Annotated in this window: 26 protein-coding genes and 2 tRNA genes; all 28 read left to right on the forward strand. The window is 45.2% G+C overall.

Going from position 1 to position 25038, the window contains the following annotated elements; all coding sequences use genetic code 11:
* The first annotated feature begins 337 nt into the window (after positions 1–337).
* The 28 genes from metG (at position 338) to ABDB98_RS00390 (ending at position 24966) form a co-directional block, all read left to right on the forward strand.
* Positions 338–2329: a methionine--tRNA ligase gene (metG, locus tag ABDB98_RS00255; RefSeq protein WP_438421054.1), complete on the forward strand. Its 1992-nt coding sequence runs from the start codon at positions 338–340 to the stop codon at positions 2327–2329.
* Positions 2330–2404: 75 nt separating this feature from the next.
* Positions 2405–3172 carry a TatD family hydrolase gene (locus tag ABDB98_RS00260; RefSeq protein ID WP_016936519.1) on the forward strand — a complete coding sequence of 256 codons (768 nt, stop codon included), beginning with the start codon at positions 2405–2407 and terminating at the stop codon, positions 3170–3172.
* Positions 3173–3306: 134 nt separating this feature from the next.
* Positions 3307–4632: a ubiquitin-like domain-containing protein gene (locus tag ABDB98_RS00265; protein WP_438421055.1), complete on the forward strand. Its 1326-nt coding sequence runs from the start codon at positions 3307–3309 to the stop codon at positions 4630–4632.
* 134 nt (positions 4633–4766) lie between these two features.
* Entirely contained in the window at positions 4767–5330 is a 564-nt protein-coding gene (gene rnmV / locus ABDB98_RS00270) for a ribonuclease M5 (protein WP_438421056.1), read from the forward strand.
* On the forward strand, positions 5320–6201 hold the full coding sequence (rsmA, locus tag ABDB98_RS00275) for a 16S rRNA (adenine(1518)-N(6)/adenine(1519)-N(6))-dimethyltransferase RsmA (protein ID WP_016936521.1): 882 nt from the start codon (positions 5320–5322) through the stop codon (positions 6199–6201). The genes rnmV and rsmA overlap by 11 nt, the downstream gene beginning before the upstream one ends.
* Positions 6202–6374: 173 nt before the next feature.
* Positions 6375–7250: a sporulation peptidase YabG gene (gene yabG / locus ABDB98_RS00280; protein ID WP_438421057.1), complete on the forward strand. Its 876-nt coding sequence runs from the start codon at positions 6375–6377 to the stop codon at positions 7248–7250.
* Positions 7251–7460: 210 nt separating this feature from the next.
* Positions 7461–7721 carry a biofilm formation stimulator Veg gene (gene veg, locus ABDB98_RS00285; protein WP_003218330.1) on the forward strand — a complete coding sequence of 87 codons (261 nt, stop codon included), beginning with the start codon at positions 7461–7463 and terminating at the stop codon, positions 7719–7721.
* Between the two features lie 162 nt (positions 7722–7883).
* Entirely contained in the window at positions 7884–8072 is a 189-nt protein-coding gene (locus ABDB98_RS00290; RefSeq protein ID WP_011996172.1) for a small, acid-soluble spore protein, alpha/beta type, read from the forward strand.
* Between the two features lie 143 nt (positions 8073–8215).
* On the forward strand, positions 8216–9085 hold the full coding sequence (gene ispE / locus ABDB98_RS00295) for a 4-(cytidine 5'-diphospho)-2-C-methyl-D-erythritol kinase (RefSeq protein ID WP_016936523.1): 870 nt from the start codon (positions 8216–8218) through the stop codon (positions 9083–9085).
* 55 nt (positions 9086–9140) lie between these two features.
* Positions 9141–9998 carry a pur operon repressor gene (purR, locus tag ABDB98_RS00300; protein WP_004264666.1) on the forward strand — a complete coding sequence of 286 codons (858 nt, stop codon included), beginning with the start codon at positions 9141–9143 and terminating at the stop codon, positions 9996–9998.
* Positions 9995–10375 (forward strand): 2-iminobutanoate/2-iminopropanoate deaminase, encoded by a 381-nt coding sequence (gene ridA, locus ABDB98_RS00305; protein WP_004264663.1) that lies wholly within the window; start codon positions 9995–9997, stop codon positions 10373–10375. Before purR ends, ridA begins: the two co-directional genes overlap by 4 nt.
* 195 nt (positions 10376–10570) lie before the next feature.
* A complete protein-coding gene (gene spoVG, locus ABDB98_RS00310; protein ID WP_004264660.1) occupies positions 10571–10864 on the forward strand; it encodes a septation regulator SpoVG in 294 nt (97 codons plus the stop codon).
* Between the two features lie 191 nt (positions 10865–11055).
* Positions 11056–12426 carry a bifunctional UDP-N-acetylglucosamine diphosphorylase/glucosamine-1-phosphate N-acetyltransferase GlmU gene (gene glmU, locus ABDB98_RS00315; protein ID WP_438421058.1) on the forward strand — a complete coding sequence of 457 codons (1371 nt, stop codon included), beginning with the start codon at positions 11056–11058 and terminating at the stop codon, positions 12424–12426.
* 21 nt (positions 12427–12447) lie between these two features.
* Positions 12448–13401, forward strand: coding sequence for a ribose-phosphate diphosphokinase (locus tag ABDB98_RS00320; RefSeq protein ID WP_013350761.1), 954 nt, complete (start codon positions 12448–12450; stop codon positions 13399–13401).
* An 84-nt stretch (positions 13402–13485) separates the two neighbouring features.
* On the forward strand, positions 13486–14094 hold the full coding sequence (locus ABDB98_RS00325; protein WP_060963770.1) for a 50S ribosomal protein L25/general stress protein Ctc: 609 nt from the start codon (positions 13486–13488) through the stop codon (positions 14092–14094).
* Positions 14095–14178: 84 nt separating this feature from the next.
* Entirely contained in the window at positions 14179–14745 is a 567-nt protein-coding gene (gene pth, locus ABDB98_RS00330; protein ID WP_438421059.1) for an aminoacyl-tRNA hydrolase, read from the forward strand.
* 61 nt (positions 14746–14806) lie between these two features.
* Complete coding sequence (locus tag ABDB98_RS00335; RefSeq protein ID WP_016936527.1) at positions 14807–15037, forward strand: anti-sigma-F factor Fin family protein; 231 nt, start codon at positions 14807–14809, stop codon at positions 15035–15037.
* 70 nt (positions 15038–15107) lie between these two features.
* A complete protein-coding gene (mfd, locus tag ABDB98_RS00340) occupies positions 15108–18641 on the forward strand; it encodes a transcription-repair coupling factor (protein WP_438421060.1) in 3534 nt (1177 codons plus the stop codon).
* Between the two features lie 126 nt (positions 18642–18767).
* Positions 18768–19304: a stage V sporulation protein T gene (gene spoVT, locus ABDB98_RS00345; RefSeq protein WP_438421062.1), complete on the forward strand. Its 537-nt coding sequence runs from the start codon at positions 18768–18770 to the stop codon at positions 19302–19304.
* Positions 19305–19465: 161 nt separating this feature from the next.
* Positions 19466–21046, forward strand: coding sequence for a putative polysaccharide biosynthesis protein (locus ABDB98_RS00350; RefSeq protein ID WP_438421063.1), 1581 nt, complete (start codon positions 19466–19468; stop codon positions 21044–21046).
* Positions 21036–22511 carry a nucleoside triphosphate pyrophosphohydrolase gene (gene mazG, locus ABDB98_RS00355; protein WP_438421064.1) on the forward strand — a complete coding sequence of 492 codons (1476 nt, stop codon included), beginning with the start codon at positions 21036–21038 and terminating at the stop codon, positions 22509–22511. Before ABDB98_RS00350 ends, mazG begins: the two co-directional genes overlap by 11 nt.
* Positions 22512–22513: 2 nt before the next feature.
* Entirely contained in the window at positions 22514–22774 is a 261-nt protein-coding gene (locus ABDB98_RS00360; RefSeq protein ID WP_438421065.1) for an RNA-binding S4 domain-containing protein, read from the forward strand.
* Between the two features lie 78 nt (positions 22775–22852).
* Positions 22853–23155, forward strand: coding sequence for a sporulation protein YabP (gene yabP, locus ABDB98_RS00365; RefSeq protein WP_004264638.1), 303 nt, complete (start codon positions 22853–22855; stop codon positions 23153–23155).
* Positions 23152–23787: a spore cortex biosynthesis protein YabQ gene (yabQ, locus tag ABDB98_RS00370; protein WP_060963766.1), complete on the forward strand. Its 636-nt coding sequence runs from the start codon at positions 23152–23154 to the stop codon at positions 23785–23787. The genes yabP and yabQ overlap by 4 nt, the downstream gene beginning before the upstream one ends.
* A gap of 17 nt (positions 23788–23804) precedes the next feature.
* On the forward strand, positions 23805–24182 hold the full coding sequence (gene divIC / locus ABDB98_RS00375) for a cell division protein DivIC (protein WP_016936533.1): 378 nt from the start codon (positions 23805–23807) through the stop codon (positions 24180–24182).
* Positions 24183–24262: 80 nt separating this feature from the next.
* Positions 24263–24649 carry a S1 domain-containing RNA-binding protein gene (locus tag ABDB98_RS00380; RefSeq protein WP_004264630.1) on the forward strand — a complete coding sequence of 129 codons (387 nt, stop codon included), beginning with the start codon at positions 24263–24265 and terminating at the stop codon, positions 24647–24649.
* Between the two features lie 159 nt (positions 24650–24808).
* Positions 24809–24885 (forward strand) — tRNA-Met (locus tag ABDB98_RS00385).
* Positions 24886–24894: 9 nt separating this feature from the next.
* A tRNA-Glu gene (locus ABDB98_RS00390) sits at positions 24895–24966 on the forward strand.
* Positions 24967–25038: the final 72 nt, after the last annotated feature.

A 25038-nucleotide genomic window follows, 5' to 3' on the forward strand; every position in this document is an offset into this window, starting at 1 on the left:
AAGTAAAGCCTTGGAAATCCTGAAATAACAGGCTTTTTGACTGCTTTTTCGAACCTATTATCCTACTGAAAATCCTTTTAAATCAAGACTTTCGAACCAAGATGTTTTATATTAGTAGATTATATACGACAAATTTCGACATGTTAAGACTTTTTTTAATTTCAATAAAAATTTTTAATTTTATTTACTCTTTTATGTGCAGTACGTATATATCCTTGATCTTAAAGGCTAAGATGGTATCATAGATAGAGGACAAATATCAATATTGTATATCAAATAAAACCGCTCTCGTCCTTTGGGCGTGAGCTTTTCGACATTCTGAATGGGAGGTTGCAACATGCCGCAAGACAATAATACTTTTTATATTACGACCCCGATATATTATCCGAGCGGAAAATTACATATCGGCCATGCTTATACTACCGTGGCCGGCGATGCGATGGCGCGTTACAAAAGATTAAAGGGATTTGACGTACGCTACCTGACAGGAACAGATGAACACGGACAAAAAATCCAGCAGAAAGCGGAGGAAGAGAATATCACACCTCAGGCTTATGTGGATCGTGCTGTGGCTGAGATCCAAAAACTATGGAAGCAGCTCGACATTTCTCACGATGATTTCATCCGGACGACGGAAAGCCGGCATAAAGAAATTATTGAGAAAGTGTTCCAAAAGCTTCTTGATAATGGTGATATCTATCTGGATGAGTATGAGGGCTGGTACAGCATCCCTGATGAAACATTCTATACTGAAACACAGCTGGTGGATGTGGAACGAAATGAAAAGGGTGAGGTTGTCGGCGGAAAAAGCCCGGACAGCGGCCATCCAGTCGAATTAATCAAAGAGGAGTCATACTTCTTCCGCATGAGCAAATATGCAGACCGCCTGCTGAAGTTTTATGAGGACAATCCTTCCTTCATCCAGCCTGAATCACGCAAAAATGAAATGATTAACAATTTCATTAAACCGGGGCTTGAAGATTTGGCCGTTTCCAGAACGACGTTTGACTGGGGCGTAAAAGTGCCGGGAAACCCGAAGCATGTCGTGTATGTATGGATTGACGCATTGTTCAACTACATTACGGCGCTCGGTTACGATACGGAAAATGATGAGCTTTACAAAAAGTACTGGCCTGCTGACGTCCACCTTGTCGGTAAAGAAATTGTCCGTTTTCATACCATTTACTGGCCGATTATGCTGATGGCGCTTGATCTCCCGCTCCCTAAGCAAGTATTCGCGCATGGCTGGTTATTGATGAAAGACGGAAAAATGTCGAAATCAAAAGGAAATGTCGTTGATCCGGTAACACTGATTGAACGCTACGGCTTGGATGAGCTTCGCTATTACCTGCTTCGCGAAGTGCCGTTTGGTTCAGACGGTGTCTTTACGCCGGAAGGTTTTGTAGAACGGATTAATTATGACTTGGCAAACGACTTAGGAAACCTTCTGAATCGTACAGTTGCTATGATCCAAAAATATTTTGACGGTGAGATCGGTTCATATGAAGGAAATGTGACTGATTTTGATCAAGAGCTTTCTTCTGTAGCCGGTGAAACGGTTAAAGCATATGAAAAGGCAATGGAAAACATGGAGTTCTCAGTGGCTTTATCAACGTTATGGCAATTAATCAGCCGTACGAACAAATATATTGATGAAACTGCTCCGTGGGTGCTGGCAAAAGATCCGAAAAAAGAAAAAGAATTACGTTCTGTCATGTATCATTTAGCTGAATCACTGCGTATTTCGGCCGTACTGCTTCAGCCTTTCTTAACGCAGACGCCTGAAAAAATGTTTGCTCAGCTCGGAATTGAGGATCAGTCTCTTAAAGCTTGGGACAGCATTCAGACATTCGGTCAATTAAAGAACGCGAAAGTGAAAAAAGGGGAGCCGCTTTTCCCTCGTCTTGAAGCTGAAGAGGAAGTAGCTTACATCAAGCAAAAAATGCAAGGGACTGCTCCTGTGAAAGAAGAAAAAACAGAAGAGCCGCAAGAAGCAGAGCGTCTTCCGGAAATTACGTTTGATCAATTTATGGATACAGAACTTCGCGTCGCAGAAGTCTTGTCCGCAGAACCGGTGAAAAAAGCGGACCGTCTGCTGAAGCTGCAAATTGATCTGGGCTTTGAACAGCGCCAAGTTGTATCAGGTATCGCAAAGCATTACACGCCGGATCAGCTTGTGGGAATGAAGATCATTTGTGTAACGAATCTAAAACCGGTAAAACTGAGAGGCGAGCTTTCCCAAGGGATGATACTGGCAGGAGAATCTGACGGCGTCCTTAAGGTTGTAGCTGTCGACCAGTCATTACCGAAAGGCACTAGAATTAAATAATAGATGCAAAAGGTGTTTCACGTGTAACATTTCGTCGAACACCTTTTGTTTTTCAACAAGAAAGGAGTTTTTATGATGCTTTTTGATACACATGCGCACTTAAACGCCGAGCAATTTGACACAGACTTAGAAGAAGTCATTGCGCGTGCAAAGGCTGAAAAAGTTGAACGAATCGTCGTTGTCGGATTCGACAAACCTACAATCACGCGGGCGATGGAGCTGATTGAGGAATATGACTTTATATACGCTGCGATCGGCTGGCATCCGGTAGACGCGATTGACATGACAGAGGAAGATTTATCATGGATTAAGGAACTGTCCGCTCATGAAAAAGTCGTGGCAATCGGAGAAATGGGCCTTGATTATCACTGGGACAAATCACCGAAGGATATCCAAAAAGAGGTATTCCGGAAACAAATCGCGCTCGCCAAAGAAGTGAACCTTCCAATTATCATTCACAACCGTGATGCGACTGAGGATGTTGTCACGATTTTGAAAGAAGAGGGAGCGGAAGAAGTCGGCGGTATTATGCACTGCTTTACGGGCAGCGCGGAGGTTGCGCGGCAGTGTATGGATATGAATTTCTATATTTCATTCGGAGGGCCGGTTACCTTCAAAAATGCGAAGAAACCAAAAGAAGTGGCAAAGGAAATTCCGAATGACCGTTTGCTGATCGAAACGGACTGTCCTTTCCTGACACCACATCCTTTCCGCGGCAAACGAAATGAGCCAAGCTACGTGAAATATGTTGCTGAACAGCTCGCGGAATTAAAAGGACTGACGTATGAAGAAATTGCTTCGATAACAACCGAAAACGCAAAAAGACTTTTCCGCATGAACTGACAAAATGCGCTGTCGTAACGTGTAAAGGCTTGTCCGATTCAGTGGATATGTAAAACGGTTCTACAAGCTTCCTTCTTCTCATAAGATAGGTTGTCGATATGTCTCTCTTTCTTTTTTTGCTTTGTTTTTGCATAATGAGGGATACGCTGAAGGTTTTTCATCTTCGAGATGGGAGGGTTGACAGCATTTTAGATACTCTATATAATCTCTCCGAGGAGAAGGAGGCGTTTTTCATCACACAAAAAATGAAAAAACTGTTTTCCGTAAAGCTTGGTAAAAGCAAGGTTATTCTTATTGCAGCTATTATTCTGCTGGGCGGAACCGGGACTGCATACGGGGCACATGAGCTCTCAAAACAATCAGTCTCTGTTTCTATCAACGGCAAGAAAAAGCAAATACGCACTCATGCAAAAACGGTTGGGGAACTTCTGGAAGATTTACATATAGAGACAAGAAATGAAGACCGGATTACCCCGTCTAAGCAGACAGCATTGGCTGAGAACATGAATGTCGTGTATGATGCTGCAAAGCAGATCCGTGTGACAAGAGGCGGAGAAGAAAAGACTTTATGGTCAACGGCAAAAACAGTCGGCGCATTTCTGAACGAACAGCATACACCTGTGAATCAGCACGATAAAATAGATCCAGCAGCAGATACGAAAGTGACAAACGGCATGAAAGTCACGGTCGACCCGGCTTTTCAGGTCACTGTAAATGATGCGGGAAAGAAAAAGAAAATATGGACGACTTCGACTACGGTCGCTGACTTTTTAACGCAGCATAAGATGGACATGAAAGACGAAGATAAAGTAAAACCGGCATTACACGAAAAGCTCACAAAAGATCAGGCCGGCATACAAATCACTCGTATCGAAAAAGTCACCGATGTAGTTGAGGAAAAAACAGCGTATCGAGTGAAAGAAAAAGAGGATGCGTCTCTCGACAACGGGAAAGAAAAGATCGTTCAAAAAGGAAAAGAAGGCAAGCTTAAAAAACATTTTCATGTTGTCAAAGAAAATGGAAAAGAAGTATCAAGAAAGCTTGTCAAAGAAGAAACATCTGAAAAAAGCAAAGATCAGATCATTGCGGTCGGCACAAAGCGGCACAGTCCCAAGATTGAGCAGCTCAGTGCACCGGTGAAGGCATCTTCGGGCGAAGCCGGATCTTCCGGTAAAGTGATTACCGTGTCTTCCACAGCATATACCGCAAGCTGCAGCGGCTGTTCCGGCCATACGGCTACAGGCGTTAACCTGACAAGCAATCCGAATGCCAAGGTCATTGCGGTAGACCCAAGCGTCATTCCGCTCGGCACAAGAGTCCACGTAGACGGATACGGGGATGCTGTGGCCGCAGATACGGGCTCAGCCATTAAAGGAAGACGGATTGATGTCTTTTTCCCTGAAAAATCTTCGGCGTACCGCTGGGGAAAGAAACAGGTCAAAATAAAAATTTTAAATTAATTCCGATTCATTCAGAGGGTTTTGCGCCCTCTGTTTTTTTCGTTATAATAGGTAAAGTGTATTTTCAGTATATTAGACGTGACATGTAAACAAAGGTTTCGTTTTGGATATAAAAAGTTTTTTTGGAGGAAGTAATGAAAATTAAAGAAATTATTGTAGTCGAGGGACGCGATGACACTGCGCGCGTAAAACTTGCCGTTGATGCGGATACAATTGAGACGAACGGTTCGGCAATCGGAGACGAAGTCATCAGGCAGATTCGGCTGGCGCAGGAAACGAGAGGTGTCATCGTGCTGACGGACCCGGATTTCCCGGGGGAAAAGATCCGGAAAACCATTTCTGAAGCAGTACCCGGCTGTAAACACGCATTTCTGCCCAAACATCTTGCCAAACGGAAAAACAAGCGCGGCATCGGCGTTGAGCACGCATCCATTGAAAGCATCAGAGCATGTCTGGAAAATGTGCATGAAGAGATGGAGGCAAAGCCGAGTGAAATTTCAGCTGAAGATTTAATACAAGCCGGTCTGATCGGCGGGCCGGCTGCCAAAAGACGCCGCGAACGATTGGGCGACCTGCTGAAGATCGGCTATACAAACGGCAAACAGCTTCAAAAACGGCTGCAGATGTTTCAAATCAAAAGAAGTGATTTTATTGATGCGCTCGATGCTATGATGCAGGAGGAACAGGATGAACAATAAAGATATCGCGACACCTATCAGAACGAAAGAAATTCTGAAAAAATACGGTTTCTCTTTTAAAAAGAGTCTGGGACAGAATTTCTTAATTGATACAAACATATTGGACAGAATTGTGGACCATGCGGAAATAACGGATCGGACCGGAGTCATTGAAATCGGACCCGGAATCGGCGCGCTGACAGAGCAGCTTGCCAAACGGGCGAAAAAGGTCGTCGCGTTTGAAATTGATCAGCGCCTCCTGCCCATTCTCAATGATACGCTGTCTCCGTATGACAATGTAACGATCATTCATCAGGATGTGCTGAAAGCAGACGTCAAATCCGTCATTGAAGAGCAGTTTCAGGATTGTGATGAAATTATGGTGACAGCGAATCTTCCGTATTATGTAACGACACCGATCATCATGAAGCTTTTGGAAGAGCATCTTCCCTTAAAAGGAATTGTCGTCATGCTGCAAAAAGAGGTCGCTGAGCGGATGGCGGCTGATCCTTCTTCTAAGGAGTATGGATCACTTTCCATCGCAGTTCAGTTCTACACGGAGGCCAAAACGGTCATGACCGTACCGAAAACGGTGTTTGTGCCTCAGCCTAATGTCGATTCCGCGGTCATCCGTCTCTTGCTTCGAGACGGCCCGGCGGTTGACGTCGATAATGAACCGTTTTTCTTCCAGCTGATTAAAGCAAGCTTCGCTCAGCGGCGGAAAACCTTGCTGAACAACCTTGTGAACAATCTTCCGGGCGGAAAAGAGAAAAAAGCTCAAATTGAAGAAATTCTCCAAGAAACGAATATTGACGGAAAGCGGCGCGGTGAATCCCTGTCTATAGAAGAATTCGCGCTCCTGTCCAACGGATTGTATAAAGCCCTTTTCTAAGAAGGGCTTTTTGTTTTGCGTCACCACTTGGACTGCCGCTACATAGGCTAGAGAAGAACCTTATTCATTCAACTGCAAGAAAAGCTTGAAACATCAAGCGCCGCAGCGGAAAGAGGTGCATTTGATAAGGCTTCTTTCATGATGAGGCTTAGTCTATTTGTGGAGTGGGTAACGTGCAATTTCAAATAGGAGATATGGTAGCCAGGAAATCCTATCAAATGGATGTTTTATTTCGCATTATCGGCATAGAGCAAACAAGCAAAGGAAATTCAATTGCCATCCTGCATGGTGACGAAGTCAGATTGATTGCGGATGCTGATTTTTCTGATTTGGTGCCTGTCAGAAAAGACGAACAGGCCGTGAGAAAGCAGAAAGATGAAAGCAGGATGAATGAATCTCTCGAGCTGCTCCGCCAGGATTATAAGCTGCTTCGGGAAAAACAGGAATATTATGCGACGAATCAATATCAGCATCAGGAGCACTACTTTCATATGCCCGGCAAGGTATTGCATCTGGACGGCGATGAGGCTTATTTGAAAAAGTGCCTGAACTTTTACGAAAAAATCGGTGTGCCGGTGTACGGGATTCATTGCCATGAGAAAAAAATGCCGGCATCCATTGAGGAGCTGCTCGACAAATACCGGCCGGATATTTTAGTCATCACCGGCCATGATGCATACTCCAAGCATAAGGGAGACATGAACGATTTAAGCGCCTACAGGCATTCTAAACACTTTGTCGAAACGGTTCAAAGAGCGAGGCGAAAAGTCCCCCACTTGGACCAGCTTGTCATATTCGCGGGTGCCTGCCAATCCCATTTCGAGTCTTTAATCAAAGCGGGCGCGAATTTTGCAAGTTCACCGTCACGCGTCAACATTCATGCGCTTGACCCGGTATATATTGTCGCGAAAATCAGCTTCACTCCGTTTATGGAGCGGATTAATGTGTGGGATGTCCTAAGAAATACGCTGACGAGAGAGAAAGGGCTGGGAGGAATTGAAACGAAGGGTGTGCTGCGTGTCGGTATGCCGTATAAATCAAATGGATGAGTGAAAAACCCGCATAAAATTCGCTATGCGGGTTAATTATTTTACATATTGATACATAAATTACCGGAACTTGTGAAAAATAATGCAGAAATCAATAGAATTTTGTCAAAATAATTTTGTTGACAATGACTTATTAACGTTGATATAATTTAAATTTTGTTTGACAAAATTGGGCTCTTGTTGTACAATAAATGTAGTGAGGTGGATGCAATGGCGAAGACGTTGTCCGATATAAAAAGATCGCTTGATGGGAATTTAGGTAAACGGCTTACGTTAAAAGCAAACGGCGGCCGCCGAAAAACGATTGAGCGCTCGGGCATTTTAGCTGAGACGTACCCTTCTGTTTTTGTGATACAACTAGATCAAGACGAGAATTCGTTTGAAAGAGTTTCATACAGTTATGCTGATATTCTGACTGAGACTGTTGAATTGACATTCAATGATGATGCGGCAAGCTCAGTAGCATTTTAATGAGCAGTGAACCTTTTGTTTACTGCTTTTTGTTTTGCCTTCTAAAGCTCTTCTAATTATTCCCTCGAAAGTTTCAGCTGATTAAACGGAAGCTATAGGTGTCACATGTTTTATCGTGGCGTGCACGAATGGTGATCAATTCTATAAAAGGGGTTGTTTCGTTTGGGCAGACGTCGTGGAGTTATGTCAGATGAGTTCAAGTATGAGCTGGCAAAGGACCTTGGTTTTTACGATACGGTGAAAAACGAGGGCTGGGGCGGCATTCGGGCGCGCGATGCCGGGAATATGGTGAAGCGTGCGATTGAGATTGCCGAACAGCAGATGGCGGCTCAGAACCAAAATAACCGATAATGCAGTGGCCCGGGGGACAATCCGTTCCCCGGTTTTTTCTATCGGCCGTCAAAATCGGCGTCAATTTCGGATAAGTACCTCCGGGTCTCCAAATGTGATACAATGTTCATACTTATGTTTAGATGGAGAAGTAGGTGAAAGCTATGCGTATTTTAGAAAAAGCGCCGGCCAAAATCAATCTGTCCCTCGATGTGAGGAGTAAACGCCCGGATGGTTATCATGAAGTGGAGATGATCATGACGACAATTGATTTGGCAGATCGGATTGAACTGACAGAACTGCCCGAAAACGTTATCAGAGTGGCGTCGCATAATCGCTTTGTTCCGGATGATCAAAGAAATCTGGCTTATCAGGCAGCCAAACTGCTCAAAGAACGGTTTCAAGTCAAAAAAGGCGTTTCCATTATGATTACAAAGGTGATCCCTGTAGCGGCAGGGCTTGCCGGCGGAAGCAGCGATGCGGCTGCCACGCTAAGAGGGCTGAACAGGCTTTGGGATTTAAAGCTTTCTGTCGAAGAGCTCGCGGAGCTTGGCGCTGAAATCGGTTCAGACGTGTCCTTCTGTGTATACGGAGGCACTGCCTTGGCAACCGGACGCGGTGAGAAGATCAGGCATATCAGTGCGCCGCCTCATTGCTGGGTCGTGCTCGCCAAACCGACGATCGGGGTATCGACCGCTGAAGTGTACCGCCGGCTGAATTTGCAGCAGGTTCGGCATCCGGATGTACAGGCGATGATTGACGCAATTGAAGAAAAAAGTTTCCAAAAGGTATGCAGCCAACTAGGAAACGTATTGGAATCGGTTACGCTCAACCTTCATCCCGAGGTGGCGATGATTAAAAATCAAATGAAACGCTTCGGTGCCGATGCGGTGTTAATGAGCGGAAGCGGACCGACTGTATTCGGTTTGGTTCAATACGAATCAAAGGTGCAGCGGATTTATAACGGGTTAAGAGGCTTCTGTGATCAGGTGTACGCGGTGCGGATGATCGGCGAACAGAATGCTCTTGATTAAATCCGTATGTTAAGTTATATTGTTTTTAAATTATTCGGATTTTGGGGGTAAGTTCATGAAGTTTCGTCGCAGCGGCAGATTGGTGGACTTAACAAATTATTTGTTAACCCATCCGCATGAATTAATACCGTTAACGTTTTTCTCAGAACGGTATCAATCAGCAAAGTCATCAATCAGTGAAGATTTAACGATTATTAAACAGACCTTCGAACAGCAAGGCATTGGGACGCTGCTTACAGTGCCGGGAGCTGCCGGAGGCGTCAAATACATTCCGAAAGTGAAACAGGCTGAAGCAGAAGCGTTTATACAGGAGCTGGGACAGTCTTTAGTAAATCCTGAGCGTATCCTTCCGGGCGGTTATGTATATTTAACGGATATCTTAGGCAAACCATCTGTCCTCTCTCATGTAGGCAGGCTTTTTGCTTCCGTTTTTGCGGAGCGGGAGATTGATGTGGTGATGACCGTTGCGACAAAGGGAATCCCTCTCGCTTACGCAGCGGCCAGTTATCTGAACGTTCCGGTTGTCATCGTACGAAAAGACAATAAAGTGACGGAAGGCTCCACGGTGAGCATCAATTATGTATCTGGGTCGTCTAACCGCATTCAAACGATGTCACTTGCGAAAAGAAGTTTGGCCACGGGGTCGAACGTTTTGATTATTGACGACTTTATGAAAGCGGGCGGCACCATAAACGGCATGATCAGCCTGCTTGATGAGTTTAATGCGAACGTCGCGGGAATAGGCGTCTTGGTTGAAGCTGAGGGAGTGAATGAACGGCTTGTCGATGAATACATGTCGCTGCTCACACTTTCAACCATCAATATGAAAGACAAAACGATTGAGATTCAAAACGGCAATTTTCTGCGATTTTTTAAAGAACAGCATTTAAAGAATGGGGAGACAGAAAAATGACAAAAGCAATCCATACAAAACACGCGCCGGCAGCAATCGGGCCATATTCACAAGGAATCATCGTAAACAACATGTTTTACAGCTCAGGCCAGATTCCTCTTACTGCTGAAGGAGAAATGGTAAACGGTGATATCACAGAACAAACGCATCAGGTGTTCAGCAATTTAAAGGCTGTGCTGAAAGAAGCGGGCGCTTCTCTCGAGACGGTTGTAAAAGCAACGGTGTTTATTGCTGATATGGAGCAGTTTGCGGAAGTGAATGAAGTGTACGGACAATACTTTGATGTACATAAGCCGGCAAGGTCTTGTGTGGAAGTGGCGAGACTGCCGAAAGACGCTCTCGTGGAAATTGAAGTCATTGCGCTGGTGAAATCTTAAATCTCAGAAAAGTGGTTCCGGTCTCCGGAATCACTTTTTTTATGCAGTATATGATTCCCAAATACGGTTTATCACCTAATTGTGTATGTATATCCTATATTTTCAAAAAAACTTTTTGAAATGTGCAGGAATTTAAAAAGAATCGTGGAATTGTTAGACTAATGCTTTTATATAGGGAAAAGGTGGTGAACTACTGTGGAAGTTACTGACGTAAGATTACGCCGCGTGAATACCGATGGTCGCATGAGAGCGATTGCATCCATCACGCTGGATCACGAATTTGTCGTACATGATATTCGTGTGATTGATGGAAACAATGGTCTTTTCGTTGCGATGCCGAGTAAACGCACCCCTGATGGAGAATTCCGCGATATTGCTCATCCTATTAATTCCAGCACGCGGGGCAAGATCCAGGATGCTGTTTTAAATGAGTATCATCGTTTGGGTGACTCTGAAGCATTAGAATATGAAGAAGCTGGGGCTTCTTAAACATAACAAAATGTAAGGACTGCTGATAAAGGCTGACACAAGGCCTTTTCCGGCAGTCCTTTTTTAAATCTGATTTTTCAGTAATAAAGCGATTACATAGAAAATTCTTGCACTTTTTGATGTCTTCTTGAAATCAACAGCTATTTAGGATATATTTTTCTATGGATAAAAGGGATATTGGAGGCCATTAAATGGATAAGCGGTTTGCAGTGATTTTAGCTGCCGGAAAAGGAACGAGAATGAAATCTAAGCTTTATAAGGTCCTTCATCCGGTATGCGGAAAGCCTATGGTAGAGCACGTCGCAGACGAGGCTCTGAAATTATCTTTAGCGAAGCTTGTCACCATCGTAGGACACGGCGCCGAAGATGTGAAAAAGCAGCTCGGACAGAAAAGCGATTACGCTCTCCAAGCAGAACAGCTCGGTACGGCTCATGCAGTCAAGCAGGCAAAACCATTTCTTCACGGAGAGAAAGGTGTCACGATCGTTATTTGCGGCGATACACCGCTTCTGACGGCGGAGACGATGGAAGCCATGCTGAATGAACATACAAACAAAGGCGCAAAAGCCACGGTGTTAACGGCCGTTGCCGATGATCCCGCCGGATACGGAAGAATCATCCGGGGAGAAGACGGCGCCGTTCAAAAAATCGTGGAGCATAAGGATGCTTCGGAGCAAGAACGTCTTGTGAAAGAAATCAACACGGGAACGTACTGTTTTGATAACGAGGCTCTTTTTCGTGTCATCGAACAGGTTTCGAATGAAAATGCCCAAGGCGAGTATTACCTGCCGGATGTAATCGAAATCCTCAAAGACGAAGGCGAAACTGTTGCCGCTTACCAGACTGGTAACTTCCAAGAGACGCTCGGAGTGAATGATAGAGTCGCTCTTTCTCAGGCTGAAATGTATATGAAAGAGCGTATTAACAAACGTCATATGCAAAACGGAGTCACTTTAATCGATCCGATGAATACGTACATCTCACCTGACGCACGTATCGGACAAGATACAGTTATTTATCCCGGAACTGTGTTAAAGGGACAAGCTGAAATCGGCGATGAATGCGTCATCGGCCCTCACACTGAGATAGAGGACAGCTCGATCGGCAGCCGCACTGTGATTAAACAATCCGTTGTCAACCGGAGCAAAGTTGGGAATGATGTAAATATCGGTCCTTTTGCTCACATCAGACCTGATTCCGCAATCGGCAATGAAGTGAAGATCGGAAACTTTGTGGAAATCAAGAAAACACAATTCGGCGACCGCAGCAAAGCATCTCATTTAAGCTATATCGGTGATGCCGAAGTGGGCACGGACGTCAATCTCGGGTGCGGCTCCATCACGGTCAATTATGATGGGAAGAAAAAACATTTAACCAAAATTGAAGACGGCGCGTTTATTGGCTGCAACTCCAATCTGGTCGCTCCTGTCACAGTGGGAGAAGGCGCGTACGTCGCTGCGGGCTCAACCGTAACTGAAGATGTGCCGGGCGAAGCGCTTGCCATTGCCAGAGCAAGACAAGTAAATAAAGAAGATTATGTGAAAAATATTCATAAAAAATAATCCTAAAATCGGAGGTTTACCATGTCTAACGAATACGGAGATAAGAATTTAAAGATTTTTTCTTTGAATTCAAATCCAGAACTTGCAAAAGAAATCGCGGATAATGTAGGAGTTCAATTAGGAAAGTGCTCTGTTACAAGATTCAGTGACGGAGAGGTCCAGATCAACATAGAAGAAAGTATTCGCGGCTGTGATTGCTATATCATTCAGTCTACAAGTGCGCCGGTCAACGAGCACATCATGGAATTGCTGATTATGGTGGACGCTTTAAAGCGCGCTTCCGCGAAAACAATCAACATTGTGATTCCGTACTACGGTTATGCGCGCCAGGACAGAAAAGCAAGATCACGTGAACCGATCACGGCAAAACTTTTTGCAAACCTGCTTGAAACAGCGGGTGCGACACGCGTGATCGCGCTTGATTTACACGCGCCGCAAATTCAAGGTTTCTTTGATATTCCGATTGACCACTTAATGGGTGTTCCGATTTTAGGCCATTACTTTGAAGGTAAAGACTTGAAAGATATCGTCATTGTTTCTCCTGACCACGGCGGTGTGACGCGCGCCCGCAAACTTGCGGACCGTCTGAAAGCGCCGATCGCGATTATCGACAAACGCCGTCCTAGACCGAATGAGGTGGAAGTGATGAACATCGTCGGTAACGTGGAAGGAAAAACCGCGATTCTGATTGATGATATTATTGATACCGCCGGCACAATCACACTTGCCGCAAACGCGCTGGTTGAAAACGGAGCCGCGGAAGTGTATGCATGCTGTACGCACCCTGTATTGTCAGGCCCTGCGGTTGAGCGGATCAACAACTCTAAAATCAAGGAGCTTGTCGTAACGAACAGCATTAAGCTTCCTGAAGAGAAAAAAATCGAACGCTTTAAGCAGCTTTCTGTCGGACCGCTTCTGGCTGAAGCGATTATCCGTGTTCACGAGAAACAATCTGTCAGCTATTTATTCAGCTAAACCGAAACTTTAAGGTTTAAATCCCAGTTATTGTGGGTATTGTTCTAATAGGACGATAAAACGATAATTAGGATGGTGCTGAATATGGCAACTTTAAAAGCAAATGAAAGAACAGATTTTAAACGTTCGACGCTTCGGAAAATCCGTCATTCAGGACATGTTCCAGGGATTATATACGGTAAAGAAATAACGAACACGGCTGTCTCTTTAGACAGTGTCGAATTGCTTAAAACATTGCGGGACGAAGGAAAAAACACGATTATCACAATTGATGTCAACGGAAATCAGCAATCGGTTATGGTGACTGATCTTCAGACAGACCCGCTTAAAAACGAATTGACGCACGCCGATTTTCAAGTCGTGAATATGAGTGAGGAGCTGGAGGCGGAAGTGCCGATTCAGCTGACGGGAGAGGCGAAAGGAGTCAAAGACGGAGGCATCATCCAGCAGCCGCTGCATGAGCTTTCGATCAAGGCTAAGCCGAAGGACATCCCTCAGACAATCAATGTTGATATTTCCGGGCTTGAAATGAATGATGCACTGACCATCGCAGATCTGACTGCTGACGGCAATTATACATTTACAAACGACCCGGAAGAAGTCGTGGCTTCCATCCTTCCTCCTAAGCAGGAAGCATTCGAAGAAGATGCAGAACCGTCTCCTGAGGAAGAGCCCGAAGGAGAAAATCAATAAGCGCTTTAAGACGTAACCCGCCCGAGGTTACGTCTTTTGTGCTAGAATGAGAAGAATTACAGCGATGTTGAGGGAGGATTTACGATGCTTGTGATTGCCGGTCTGGGTAACCCGGGAAAAACCTACGAGAACACGAGACATAATGTCGGCTTTATGGCCATTGACGAGCTTTCTAAAGAATGGAATATTGAATTGAATAAAACGAAATTCAACGGACTTTACGGAATCGGTTTTGTTTCCGGAAAAAAAGTTCTACTTGTTAAACCGCTTACATATATGAATTTATCAGGGGAATGTTTGCGGCCGCTATTGGATTATTATGATGCCGGTCATGAAGATTTGAAAGTCATATACGATGACCTGGATCTTCCGACGGGCAAAATCAGGCTCCGGACGAAGGGGAGCGCAGGCGGACACAACGGAATTAAATCGCTTATTCAGCACCTCGGAACCCCTGAATTTGACCGGGTCAGAATCGGAATCGGCCGTCCCGTCAACGGAATGAAAGTCGTTGATTATGTGCTGGGCGCTTTTACGAAAGATGAAGCGCCGCATATCAATGATGCCGTCTCAAAAACCGTAAAAGCCTGCGAAGCTTCCTTAACGAAACCATTTTTAGAAGTCATGAACGAATTTAATGCAAATGTATAAGATAAATAATGGGAGACCATACTAGGGAAAAATGATTTTTTCACATCAGGAGGTCCAATGTATGGCTTTGCATTATTTCTGCCGCCACTGCGGTTTTAAGGTAGGGAGCCTGGAGTATTCGTCGGTGCCGACACAGTCACTTGGATTTCAGCACTTAACAAATGAGGAAAGAAACGATATGATTTCATATAAAGACAATGGAGATGTCCATGTTCTTACAATTTGTGAAGACTGCCAAGAGGCGCTGGAGCGCAATCCGCACTACCATGAACACAACACATTTATTCAATAATGAGCTTTGGTGTAGATTCTAGACCAAAGCGTTTTTCTGTTCTTGCAGAAAATAGAGAGGAGGGGCCCATATGGACAATATTCAAACCTTTATTAAAGAAAGCGATGATTTTAAATCCATTGTTAACGGTTTACATGAGGGGCTGAAGGAACAGCTGCTTGCGGGTCTGTCAGGTTCCGCGCGTTCTGTTTTTACCTCCGCCCTTGCACAGGAAACGAAAAAGCCGATTTTCTTTATCACTCATAATTTATATCAGGCCCAAAAAGTGACGGAAGATCTGACGGCGCTTCTCGGGGATCAATCTGTTTTTTTATACCCCGTAAATGAATTGATTTCTTCAGAAATTGCGGTGGCGAGTCCTGAACTGCGCGCTCAGCGGCTTGATGTCATTAATAGATTAACAAACGGAGAAGCGCCTGTCGTAGTGGCGCCCGTTGCAGCACTGAGAAGAATGCTTCCGCCGAAAGAACTGTGGAAAAGCAGCCAAATCACCATATCACTCGGAGACGATATAGAACAGGATCAGCTGTCTGCACGCCTTGTAGAGGTGGGGTATGAGCGTTCCGATATGGTTTCTGCACCCGGTGAATTCAGTATTCGCGGCGGAATAATCGACATTTATCCGCTGACGTCAGAACATCCGGTGCGGATTGAGCTGTTTGATACGGAGGTCGACTCCATCAGAAGCTTCAACTCTGATGACCAGAGATCAATTGAGACGCTAAAAACGGTGGCCATCGGACCGGCGAAGGAACTGATCATCCGGGCGGAAGAAAAAGCCCGCGCGATGGAAAGGCTCGATAAAGGGCTTGCCGACAGTCTGAAGAAGCTGAAGCAGGACAAACAAAAGGAAATGCTTCATATCAATATCTCACATGATAAAGAACGGTTATCAACGGGACAGACTGATCAGGAACTTGTGAAGTATCTCTCGTACTTTTACGAAAAGCCTGCTAGTTTGCTAGATTATACACCGTCAGACACCTTGTTATTGTTAGACGAGGTCAGCCGGATTCATGAAATGGAGGATCAGCTCCAAAAAGAAGAAGCCGAATTCATGACAAGTCTGCTGGAAGAAGGAAAAATTCTGCATGACATCAATTTATCCTTCAGCTTTCAGGAGATTATGGCCGTGAAGCGGCGTCCTGCCATTTACTTTTCATTATTTTTGCGTCATGTTCAGCATACAAGCCCTCAAAATATCGTGAATGTGACAAGCCGGCAGATGCAGAGTTTTCACGGGCAGATGAATGTGCTCGCCGGTGAAATGGAGCGCTTTAAGAAATCAAACTTCACCGTCGTCTTTTTAGGCGCAAATAAGGACAGAACCGACAGATTGGCGTCCGTGCTGGCTGATTACGAAATTGAAGCCGCCAAAACGGACAGCTCCAAAGCGCTTGTACAAGGACAGGTCTATGTCATGGAAGGCGAGCTGCAATCCGGTTTTGAACTGCCGCTGATGAAGCTGGCCGTCATTACGGAGGAAGAGCTGTTCAAAAACCGAATCAAGAAGAAGCCGAGAAAGCAGAAGCTGACAAATGCCGAACGGATCAAAAGCTACTCTGAGCTTCAAGTCGGTGACTATGTCGTCCACGTCAACCACGGGATCGGTAAGTATTTGGGGATCGAAACACTTGAAATCAAAGGCATTCATAAAGATTACCTCAACATTCATTACCAGGGCAGTGATAAGCTGTACGTCCCGGTAGAACAAATCGACCAGGTGCAGAAGTACGTCGGCTCTGAAGGAAAGGAACCGAAGCTTTATAAGCTGGGCGGCAGCGAATGGAAACGGGTGAAGAAAAAAGTTGAAAACTCCGTTCAGGATATTGCCGATGATCTGATTAAGCTTTATGCGGAACGCGAAGCAAGCAAAGGCTATGCGTTCTCGCCGGATCATGAAATGCAGCGTCAGTTCGAGTCTTCTTTCCCTTATCAGGAAACAGATGATCAGCTCCGATCCATTCAGGAAATTAAAAAGGACATGGAAAGAGAACGCCCGATGGACCGTTTGCTTTGCGGTGATGTCGGTTACGGGAAGACGGAGGTGGCCATCCGTGCGGCCTTTAAAGCGATCGCCGACGGAAAACAGGTCGCGCTCCTTGTACCGACGACCATACTCGCACAGCAGCATTATGAAACCATTACGGAGCGTTTCCAAGACTATCCGATTAACATCGGTCTTCTCAGCCGATTCAGAACGAGAAAAGAATCTAATGAAACGCTCAAAGGTCTGAAAAACGGAACAGTAGATATCGTGATCGGAACCCACAGGCTCTTATCTAAAGATGTCGTCTATAAAGATCTCGGCTTGCTCATCATCGACGAGGAGCAGCGCTTCGGCGTTACGCATAAGGAAAAAATCAAACAGATCAAAGCCAATGTCGATGTGCTGACTCTGACGGCGACGCCGATTCCGCGTACGCTTCATATGTCCATGCTCGGTGTGCGGGACTTATCTGTTATTGAAACGCCGCCGGAAAACCGTTTCCCTGTCCAGACATATGTCGTGGAATACAACGGCGCGCTTGTACGAGAAGCCATCGAAAGAGAACTGGCGCGCGGAGGACAGGTATATTTCTTGTACAACCGCGTGGATGATATCGAGCGGAAGGCTGACGAAATTTCCATGCTTGTTCCCGATGCGAAAGTGGCATACGCCCACGGAAAAATGACCGAAAATGAATTGGAAAGCGTCATGCTTAATTTTCTGGAAGGGGAATCAGATGTCCTCGTCAGCACGACCATTATTGAGACAGGCGTAGATATACCGAACGTCAATACCTTGATTGTGTTTGACGGAGACAAAATGGGGCTGTCTCAGCTGTATCAGCTGCGAGGACGGGTCGGCCGCTCCAACCGTGTCGCTTACGCGTATTTTACGTACCGCAGAGACAAAGTGCTTACTGAGGTGGCGGAAAAACGGCTGCAGGCGATTAAAGAATTTACCGAGCTGGGATCAGGGTTTAAAATTGCCATGCGTGACTTGACGATCAGGGGAGCGGGGAACCTTCTCGGCGCCCAGCAGCACGGTTTCATCGACTCAGTCGGTTTTGATCTGTATTCGCAAATGCTCAAAGAAGCCATTGAAGAGCGTAAAGGCGATACGCCGAAAAGCGAACAGTTTGAGACAGAAATCGATATCGAGCTGGACGCTTATATTCCTGAAAACTATATACAAGACGGCAAGCAAAAAATCGACATGTATAAACGCTTCAGATCAATCGCTACAATTGAGGAGAAAAATGAGCTTCAAGATGAAATCATCGACAGGTTCGGCAGTTATCCTAAAGAGGTTGAATGGCTGTTTACAGTTGCTGAGATGAAGGTGTACGGCAAATATGAACGCGTCGAACTCATCAAGCAGGATAAGGACGCGGTCAGATTCACTATTTCGGAAGAGGCCAGCGCCCAGATTGACGGCCAGAAATTGTTTGAACTCGGCAATAAATACGGCCGGCAGATCGGACTGGGAATGGAAGGGAAAAAACTGAAAATCTCAGTGCAGACGAAAGGCCGCAAAACCGAAGAGTGGCTGGAGACCGTACTCGGCATGCTGAAAGGCCTTCAAGATGTGAAGAAAGAGACAATCGCGTCCTCATAAAAATTGTTACTCTCTGGTGTATATTACATTTGATGTGACGGATACTAATTTCAAGCGAGTGGCGGAAGCTACATAAAGTAGTACTTTCCCTTAAATATCATCACATGAAAGAGAGGCACCAGAGAGATGAAAGCTACAGGTATTGTACGTCGTATTGATGATCTAGGACGGGTCGTCATCCCTAAGGAAATTCGGAGAACACTGCGAATCAGGGAAGGAGACCCGCTTGAAATATTCGTTGACCGCGACGGAGAAGTTATATTGAAAAAATATTCTCCTATCAGTGAGCTTGGCGATTTTGCGAAAGAATATGCGGATGCATTGTATGACAGTCTCGGCCATTCCGTTTTGATTTGCGACCGTGACGTGTATATTGCCGTTTCGGGCAGCTCCAAAAAAGAATTTCTGAACAAATCCATCAGCGATTTGCTCGAAAAAACGATGGACCAGCGCAGCTCGCTGCTGGAAAATGACGTAAAATCCGCACAGCTTGTTAATGACATTGATGAAGACATGAGCTCCTATACAATCGCTCCTATCGTGGCGAATGGCGATCCTATCGGTGCCGTGGTCATTTTTTCTAAAGAACAGGCACTTGGAGAGGTAGAACACAAAGCGGTAGAAACGGCAGCCAGCTTTTTGGCGAGACAAATGGAACAGTAGGTCTTATTACCATTATTGAAATAAGAAACGGGGAAAGAACAGCTCTTAAACAAGTGCTGTTCTTTTTCATATGTGTTCACTATCGGTTCGGCCGTTAGGATTGTGATATAATAAGCTCGTTTTATAGACGTAATTTTCTAGCGGCTGGAAGGAGCTTTTGGATGAACGATTCAGTTGGCGCCAAACGGCAATCGGCATGGAAAGGTGCTTTTGTGCTTGTTGTTGCGGGCATCGTGACAAAGATATTAAGCGCCGTGTACAGAGTTCCTTTTCAGAATATTGTCGGTGACGTCGGATTTTACATTTATCAGCAGGTGTATCCGTTTTTAGGCATCGCGGTCATGCTCTCAACATCCGGATTTCCGGTGATCATCTCAAAATTAATGAACGATTATAGCGATCATAAACAAAAAATAATGAAAATTTCCGCCCTTTATGTCACGGCGGCCGGACTTATACTGTTTGTGCTCATGTATGCCGGCGCGGCGCCGTTGGCCGGTTTTATGGGTGACGCCCGCCTTGAACTGCTGATACGGGTAGGGGCGTTCGCTTTTATCCTGTTTCCGTTTACGGCAGTTTTCCGGGGGTATTTCCAAGGCGTGCATGATATGATGCCGTCCGCCTTATCCCAGATCACCGAACAGCTTCTTCGAGTGGCGGTGCTTCTCGGTTTATCTTTCTGGCTTTTGAAAAGCGGCCGTTCATTATATGCAGCAGGTGCAGGGGCGGCCTCGGGATCAATCGCCGGAAGCTTGGCGGCTCTTTGCATATTGGCCTTATTCTGGTACAAGCGGAAAGACAAGAAGCCGGACATCGGACATATCGAAACAGGTATCATTGTAAAAAAGCTGCTGCTTTATTCAGTCACCATCTGTATCAGCAGTGTACTTATGCTTTTGATTCAGCTCGTAGACGCCTTAAACTTATATTCACTGCTGTCAGATGGGACAAAGAGCCATGCTGCGAAACAGCTGAAAGGCATATATGACCGCGGACAGCCGCTTCTTCAGCTGGGAACCGTGTTTGCCGTCAGTATCGCCGCATCTCTTGTTCCCTCCATTTCAAAAGCGGTGCATGGGAACAAGCCGTTTATTATAAAAGAGAAAGCGACCTCTGCCGTTAAGCTCTGCCTTGCGGTAGGGATCGGCGCATCGGCCGGACTTTTTTGCATTTTAGAACCGGTGAACATCATGCTTTTCCAAAACAGTGAGGGGACGCAGACCTTACAAATATTCAGCTTATCTATCTTTTTTGCTTCGATTGCGCTTACGGCAGCCGCGATCCTGCAAGGCGCGGGCCATACCGTCTTCCCTGCTGTGTCCGTCTTGGCGGGAGGGGCGTTGAAATGGGTGCTGAATGTTTGGCTGGTTCCGCGCTGGGGTATTACAGGAGCGGCGCTGGCGACCGTCTTGGCATTTGCCGCAGCCGCGTGCCTGAATCTGCAGAGAATTTGGTCGAAGGGCTGGCTGACGAATATCGGCGGCATAATTGCCCGTTTGTGCTGGTGCACTCTGCTGATGGCTTCTTTTCTGCTCGTGTATATGAAGCTTTGGCAGTTATTCGTTCCCGTCAGCAGAACCGGAGCAGTATGTGAGAGTCTGTCTGCGTCAGTCATCGGGGGGCTTTTGTTTATTTATTGTATGATGAGAATGAAGATATTTACGGACGAAGAGCTGAGCAGCCTTCCTTTCGGCAATGCTTTAAGCAAATTGAAAAAGAGGAGAGAAAAACATGGCAGGTAACATTACGGTCGTCGGCCTCGGCGCCGGTGACATGGATCAGTTGACAGTGGGCGTACATAAGCTGCTGACTCAGGCGAAGCATCTATATATAAGAACGAAAGACCACCCTTTGATTCCGGAATTAGAGCAAGAGGCTGCAGCGGATATCCGGTATTTTGATGATATTTATGAAAAGCACGATCAGTTTGAAGCGGTCTATGAAGAGATCACGGACATTCTGTTTGAAAAAGCGAAGCAAGAGGATGTCGTCTACGCTGTACCCGGCCATCCGTTTGTCGCTGAAAAAACCGTTCAGCTGTTATTTGAACGCCGGGAAGAACAGCAGGTGACGGTTCATACCGCCGGAGGACAAAGCTTTCTGGATGCCACCTTTAATGCATTGCGAATTGATCCGATTGAAGGATTTCAATTTACAGATGCGCAAACCATGACGCCGGATGAGCTTGAGCTCCGCCATCACCTGATCATTTGCCAGGTTTATGACCAAATGACAGCCTCTGAGGTGAAGCTGACGCTTATGGAGAAATTGCCTGACGATTATGAAGTGGTCATCGTAACGGCAGCCGGAAGCAAGGGAGAAAAGATCACCAAAGTGCCTTTGTTTGAACTTGACCGCAATGTAGAGATAAATAACTTAACAAGTGTATATGTTCCGCCGATTAAAAAAGAAGAACTCCTTTACCAGGAATTTTCCGCATTCCGAAGAATTATTCGTGAGCTTCGCGGGCCGAACGGCTGTCCGTGGGATCAAAAGCAGACACACCAGTCATTAAAGAAATATATGATTGAGGAATGCTACGAATTGCTTGAGGCCATTGACGAAGAGGACACGGATCACATGATAGAAGAGCTCGGGGATGTTATGCTTCAGGTTATGCTTCACGCCCAGATCGGAGAAGACGAAGGGTATTTCTCAATTGATGATGTCATCAGAGACATCAGCGCGAAGATGGTCAGACGGCACCCGCACGTGTTTAAGGATGTTAAGGTTCAGGATGAACATGATGTTGTCGCCAACTGGGAAGAAATCAAAAAGGCGGAAAAGCAAACAACATCCTCTTCATTGCTGGATGCCGTACCGAAAACACTGCCTTCTCTTGCAAAAGCGGCCAAGCTTCAGAAAAAAGCCGCAAAAACCGGCTTTGACTGGGATGACGTTCAGGATATATGGGATAAAGTAAATGAAGAGCTGAAGGAATTTTCTGCGGAGGCTTCCGCCGAATCAACAGATGAAATCAGCTTAAAAGCTGAATTCGGCGATGTTTTATTTGCATTGGTCAATATCGGCCGATACTATAAAATTGAGCCTGAGGAAGCGCTCGCCATGACAAATGATAAATTCCGCAGACGTTTTGCTTATATTGAAAAAGAAGCGGCGGCAAAGGGACTTGAATTGACCGCAATGTCACTTGAGGAAATGGACAAATTGTGGGATGAAGCAAAAGAAATGGAGAGGAGATTCTAAATATGAGACTTGATAAGTTTTTAAAAGTATCCAGATTAATTAAGCGCCGCACTTTGGCGAAAGAGGTCGCAGACCAGGGGAGAATCACCGTTAACGGGAATCAGGCGAAAGCCAGCTCAGACGTAAAAGCCGGCGATGAACTGACGGTCCGCTTCGGCCAAAAGCTTGTCACTGTAAAGGTAAACGAATTGAAAGAAACAACCAAAAAAGAAGAAGCCGCGGGCATGTATACACTCGTCAAAGAAGAAAAACTCGGCGAATAGGCTTGTTCTAAACAAAGCTCCCGCCTCATACAATGCAGTAATAATGCTAAAAGTATCGAGGATATGGGGGCTGAATAGATGAATTCATATTATGAGCAAAAAGGTTCTTCTTCTGTTCCGGAACAGCATGATGTGACGATGAAAGGGAGAAAGCATTTAGACATTTCGGGCGTCAAGCATGTAGAAAGTTTTGACAACGAAGAGTTTTTGCTGGAAACGGTTATGGGAATGCTTTCCGTCAGAGGCGAGAATCTGCAGATGAAAAACCTTGATGTGGAAAAAGGGATTGTATCTATAAAGGGCAGGGTGTTTGACCTTGTATATTTAGACGAGCAGCAAGGGGATAAAGCTAAAGGGTTTTTTAGCAAGTTGTTTAAATGACGCTGACGACTCAATTTTATACGATGCTGGCAATGACCGGTATGGGCGCCTGGCTCGGAGCGTCGCTTGATACATACAGGCTGTTTGTCAGCCGCGCCAAAACGGCCAGATGGCTGTTATTCATTCATGACCTTCTTTTTTGGATTGTACAAGGTCTGCTGTTTTTCTATGTACTGCTCAACGTGAATGAAGGTGAACTCAGGATATACATTTTCTTGGCTGTCTTACTGGGAATTGCGACGTACCAAAGCCTGTTTAAACGAATGTATATAAAAATACTGAAATTCGCCATCCATCTTGGGGTATCTCTTTATCAATTTGCAAAAAAGCTCATTCAGCATGTGCTGTTCCGCCCGGTGGTTCTGCTTTTTAAGCTGCTCATCGGGCTGATCACGTTTATTTCTTTATACTCCTATCGGGTGAGCGCCTTTTTTGTGAAGTGTCTTTTTAAGATCGTAACGTTTTTGCTGCATCCGCTGTTCTTCCTGTTGAAACAATTATTGAAACTTCTTCCTGAAAAGTGGCGTCTTACTTTCAAACGATATTTTCAAAAAAGTGCAGGATTTTTACAAAAGAGCAAGAAACTAATCATAACAATCAGATCGACCATGATACGTATTTTGAAAAGATGAAAGGAGGACCGTCTGGTTTGAATCTATCTAGAGAACGTACAATAACTGAAATTCAAAACGACTATAAAGAGCAGGTTGAGCGGCAATCCCAGCTTATGAAAAGAAGGCGGAAAGGGCTTTTCAGACGGTTGATCGTATTCGGCGCCCTTGTGTTGTTGACGGCTATTGTCTTAGCGGGTTCTCTGTGGTCACAGACCTCTTCCCTTAGCGCAAACGAAGAAAAGAAAGCTCAGCTGGAAAAACAAGTGAAAGAATTGGACGCGAAACAGGCTGATTTAAAAGATGAAATTTCCAAATTAAAGGATGAGGATTACGTCACAGAGCTTGCCAGAAGAGACTTGTTTATGTCAGGAAATGGTGAGATTCTCTTCAATGTAGAAAAGAAGAGCAAGTAGCCTTGTTGACACTTAAATTTTTATTTAGGTATAATTAAACAAACGATCTTTTTATAAGCCTAAGGAGGAGCACTTTTTTTATGTCGATTGAAGTTGGCAGCAAGTTGCAAGGGAAAATAACAGGTATTACAAATTTCGGAGCATTTGTTGAATTGCCTGGAGGCTCAACCGGTCTCGTTCATATCAGTGAGGTAGCCGATAATTATGTGAAAGACATTAACGAGCATTTAAAAGTCGGCGATCAAGTTGAAGTGAAAGTCATCAACGTTGAAAAAGACGGGAAAATTGGTTTATCAATTAAAAAAGCTAAAGACCGTCCGCAAGCCAGACCTAGAAATGATTTCCGTCCGAAAGAATCTTTTGAACAGAAAATGAACAAGTTTCTTAAAGATAGCGAAGACCGCTTATCATCTTTAAAACGAAACACGGAATCAAAACGTGGAGGGCGCGGAGCAAGAAGAGGATAACTTGCTGCTTTCTATAAATACATTGGAGCATCCGTCTATCCCGCGGGTGCTTTTTTTTGTATATATCCCTGTAGTCAGAAAATTAAAACTTCAAACTTTCTGTTGACGGAATGAAGAAACCTTTGTATTATATAACTTGTGCTTATAAGCACCTTATATGGCGGTGTAGCTCAGCTGGCTAGAGCGTACGGTTCATACCCGTGAGGTCGGGGGTTCGATCCCCTCCGCCGCTACCATATATATTTGGCCCGTTGGTCAAGCGGTTAAGACACCGCCCTTTCACGGCGGTAACACGGGTTCGAATCCCGTACGGGTCATCAAGCGAATCGGCTTCTGTTGCAGAAGCCGATTTTTTCATATTTAGACAACTTTTTGAGAAATGTCGGAGG

Origin of the sequence: Bacillus siamensis (assembly GCF_051628075.1) — a bacterium.
GTDB lineage: Bacteria > Bacillota > Bacilli > Bacillales > Bacillaceae > Bacillus > Bacillus siamensis.

Bases quoted from the DNA above. Each gene is read 5' to 3' on its own strand.
- metG (WP_438421054.1), top strand. From the start codon at position 338: ATGCCGCAAGACAATAATACTTTTTATATTACGACCCCGATATATTAT.
- ABDB98_RS00260 (WP_016936519.1), top strand. From the start codon at position 2,405: ATGCTTTTTGATACACATGCGCACTTAAACGCCGAGCAATTTGACACA.
- ABDB98_RS00265 (WP_438421055.1), top strand. From the start codon at position 3,307: ATGAGGGATACGCTGAAGGTTTTTCATCTTCGAGATGGGAGGGTTGAC.
- rnmV (WP_438421056.1), top strand. From the start codon at position 4,767: ATGAAAATTAAAGAAATTATTGTAGTCGAGGGACGCGATGACACTGCG.
- rsmA (WP_016936521.1), top strand. From the start codon at position 5,320: ATGAACAATAAAGATATCGCGACACCTATCAGAACGAAAGAAATTCTG.
- veg (WP_003218330.1), top strand. From the start codon at position 7,461: ATGGCGAAGACGTTGTCCGATATAAAAAGATCGCTTGATGGGAATTTA.
- ispE (WP_016936523.1), top strand. From the start codon at position 8,216: ATGCGTATTTTAGAAAAAGCGCCGGCCAAAATCAATCTGTCCCTCGAT.
- purR (WP_004264666.1), top strand. From the start codon at position 9,141: ATGAAGTTTCGTCGCAGCGGCAGATTGGTGGACTTAACAAATTATTTG.
- ridA (WP_004264663.1), top strand. From the start codon at position 9,995: ATGACAAAAGCAATCCATACAAAACACGCGCCGGCAGCAATCGGGCCA.
- glmU (WP_438421058.1), top strand. From the start codon at position 11,056: ATGGATAAGCGGTTTGCAGTGATTTTAGCTGCCGGAAAAGGAACGAGA.
- ABDB98_RS00320 (WP_013350761.1), top strand. From the start codon at position 12,448: ATGTCTAACGAATACGGAGATAAGAATTTAAAGATTTTTTCTTTGAAT.
- ABDB98_RS00325 (WP_060963770.1), top strand. From the start codon at position 13,486: ATGGCAACTTTAAAAGCAAATGAAAGAACAGATTTTAAACGTTCGACG.
- pth (WP_438421059.1), top strand. From the start codon at position 14,179: ATGCTTGTGATTGCCGGTCTGGGTAACCCGGGAAAAACCTACGAGAAC.
- ABDB98_RS00335 (WP_016936527.1), top strand. From the start codon at position 14,807: ATGGCTTTGCATTATTTCTGCCGCCACTGCGGTTTTAAGGTAGGGAGC.
- mfd (WP_438421060.1), top strand. From the start codon at position 15,108: ATGGACAATATTCAAACCTTTATTAAAGAAAGCGATGATTTTAAATCC.
- spoVT (WP_438421062.1), top strand. From the start codon at position 18,768: ATGAAAGCTACAGGTATTGTACGTCGTATTGATGATCTAGGACGGGTC.
- ABDB98_RS00350 (WP_438421063.1), top strand. From the start codon at position 19,466: ATGAACGATTCAGTTGGCGCCAAACGGCAATCGGCATGGAAAGGTGCT.
- mazG (WP_438421064.1), top strand. From the start codon at position 21,036: ATGGCAGGTAACATTACGGTCGTCGGCCTCGGCGCCGGTGACATGGAT.
- ABDB98_RS00360 (WP_438421065.1), top strand. From the start codon at position 22,514: ATGAGACTTGATAAGTTTTTAAAAGTATCCAGATTAATTAAGCGCCGC.
- yabP (WP_004264638.1), top strand. From the start codon at position 22,853: ATGAATTCATATTATGAGCAAAAAGGTTCTTCTTCTGTTCCGGAACAG.
- yabQ (WP_060963766.1), top strand. From the start codon at position 23,152: ATGACGCTGACGACTCAATTTTATACGATGCTGGCAATGACCGGTATG.
- ABDB98_RS00380 (WP_004264630.1), top strand. From the start codon at position 24,263: ATGTCGATTGAAGTTGGCAGCAAGTTGCAAGGGAAAATAACAGGTATT.